The 2,681-nt window shown below is 60.5% G+C and carries 1 protein-coding gene; it reads right to left on the reverse strand.

Annotated elements, in window-relative coordinates; translation table 11 throughout:
- The coding region (rnr, locus tag DBR24_RS09880) for a ribonuclease R (RefSeq protein WP_128614637.1) at positions 1-2,582 on the reverse strand (2,582 nt) is incomplete at its 3' end.
- Between the last annotated feature and the right edge of the window lie 99 nt (positions 2,583-2,681).

A 2,681-nucleotide genomic window follows, 5' to 3' on the forward strand; every position in this document is an offset into this window, starting at 1 on the left:
GAACCCGCTTTCGGCGGGCCTTTACGGTGTTTGCTCGGTTTGGCTGGCTTGCCGCCGGTCGCCTTGTCAGGCGCCGACCGTCCGGTCTTTCCCCCGGACGCCGCTTTACCACCGTTTTTGGCATCGGAAAGCAGCGCTTTCTTCATTTCACGACTTTTGCGCAACTCGGCGTTTTTCGCCACGGCGTCGCTCGGGCGATAGGCTTCTGCGGCTTTTTCCTTGGCAGGACGACGGCTGGCAGTTTTAGCCGGGGCCTTTTCTTCCGAAGCCTTGGCCGCTGGAGCTGCAGTTTCAGCACCACGTTTTTTGCGACCGATCGGCGCGCTGATGGTTTTTTCGGCCATCTCGAAGTCGATCTTGCGCTCGTCGAGGTCGACGCGCATGACACGCACTTCAACGGTATCGCCGAGACGGAAGCTACGACCGGTGCGCTCGCCCGCCAAGCGGTGATGCACAGGATCGAAGTGGTAGTAGTCACCCGGCAGCGCGGTGACGTGCACCAGGCCTTCGACGTAAATGTCGGTCAGTTCGACGAACAGGCCAAAACCGGTCACAGCGGTGATCACGCCCGGGAACGATTCGCCCACGCGATCCTTCATGAACTCGCACTTGAGCCAGTTCACTACGTCGCGGGTCGCTTCGTCGGCACGGCGCTCGCTCATCGAGCACTGCTCGCCGAGTTGCTCCAGCGCCGCCTCGTCGTAAGGATAGATCCGCGCTTTCGGGATGGTCATCGCGCCGGCACGACGAACGTGCGGGGTGTCCTGCTTGGAATGGATCACGCTGCGGATGGCGCGGTGCGTGAGCAAGTCCGGGTAACGACGAATCGGCGAGGTGAAGTGGGTATAGGCTTCGTAGTTCAGGCCGAAGTGACCTTCGTTCTGGGCGCTGTACACCGCCTGGCTCAGGGAGCGCAGCATCACGGTCTGGATCAGATGGAAGTCCGGACGGTCCTTGATGCTCGCCAACAGGGCCTGATAATCCTTCGGCGACGGGCCATCCTTGCCTTTGTGCAGGGACAGACCGAGCTCGCCGAGGAAGGCGCGCAGTTTTTCCAGACGCTCCGGTGGCGGGCCGTCGTGGACGCGATACAGCGCAGGAATTTCGTGCTTCTTGAGGAACTCGGCAGTGGCCACGTTGGCCGCCAGCATGCACTCTTCGATCAGCTTGTGCGCATCGTTGCGGGTGGTCGGACGGATTTCGGCAATCTTGCGCTCGGAACCGAAGATGATCCGGGTTTCCTGGGTTTCGAAATCGATCGCGCCACGCACGTGACGAGCCGCCAGCAGCACTTTGTACAGCGCATAAAGCTGCTTGAGGTGCGGCACGACGTCGGTGTATTCGCCACGAAGCTTGCGGGCTTCGGTGGCTTTCGGGGTTTCCAGCATCGCGCTGACCTTGTTGTAGGTCAGACGGGCGTGGGAGTGAATAACCGCTTCATAGAAGCAGTAGTCGGTCATTTCGCCGGACTTGGAGATGGTCATCTCGCAAACCATGGCCAGACGATCGACGTGCGGGTTCAGCGAGCACAGGCCGTTGGACAGCTGCTCAGGCAGCATCGGCACCACACGTTCAGGGAAGTACACCGAGTTGCCGCGCACCTGGGCTTCGTTGTCCAGCGCCGAACCGATCTTCACGTAGCTGGAAACGTCGGCAATCGCCACGTACAACTTCCAGCCACCGGAGAACAGGCGCAGCTTGCCCGGTTTGGCTTCGCAATAAACAGCATCGTCGAAGTCGCGGGCGTCTTCGCCGTCAATGGTGACGAACGGCAGATGGCGCAGGTCGACGCGCTTCTCTTTGTCTTTTTCTTCGACTTCCGGCTTGAGCTTGGCCGCTTCTTTGAGAACGGCTTCAGGCCAGACGTGCGGGATGTCGTAAGTGCGCAGAGCGACATCGATTTCCATGCCTGGCGCCATGTAGTTGCCAACCACTTCAACCACGTCGCCTTGCGGCTGGAAGCGCGGCGTCGGCCAGTGGGTGATTTTCACCTCGACGAACTGACCGATCTGCGCGTTGGCGTTGCGGCCCGGAGTGACCAGCACTTCCTGCTGGATCTTCGGGTTGTCCGCGACGACGAAGCCGATACCGCCTTCCTCAAAGTAGCGACCGACGATGGTTTCGTGCGCACGGGACACCACTTCGACGATCACGCCTTCGCGGCGACCACGACGGTCGAGACCGGAAACACGTGCCAGCGCACGGTCGCCATCGAACACCAGACGCATTTGCGCCGGGCTCATGAACAGGTCGTCGCTGCCGTCGTCCGGCACCAGGAAGCCGAAACCGTCACGGTGACCACTGATGCGGCCGAGGATCAGGTCGAGCTTGTCGACCGGCGCGTAAGTGCCACGGCGGGTGTAGATCAGTTGAGCATCGCGCTCCATGGCGCGCAGACGGCGGCGCAGGGCTTCGATCTGGTCTTCTGTGGTCAGACCAAACTCTTCGACCAGTTGCTCACGGGCAGCAGGCGAACCCCGATCGGCGAGATGCGCCAGGATCAGTTCGCGGCTAGGAATAGGGTTTTCATATTTTTCCGCTTCACGAGCGGCCTCGGGATCGAGGGACTGCCAATCGGCCATTAGAGAGTTTTCACCTTGTCTATATGCGGGTTAGTTTGGCATAGGCGCCATGAAACGGGAAATTTCCGACTATATAAGGCCCTTATGAGGGTCTGTATC

Source organism: Pseudomonas sp. HMWF006 (assembly GCF_003061205.1).
Lineage (GTDB): Bacteria > Pseudomonadota > Gammaproteobacteria > Pseudomonadales > Pseudomonadaceae > Aquipseudomonas > Aquipseudomonas monsensis.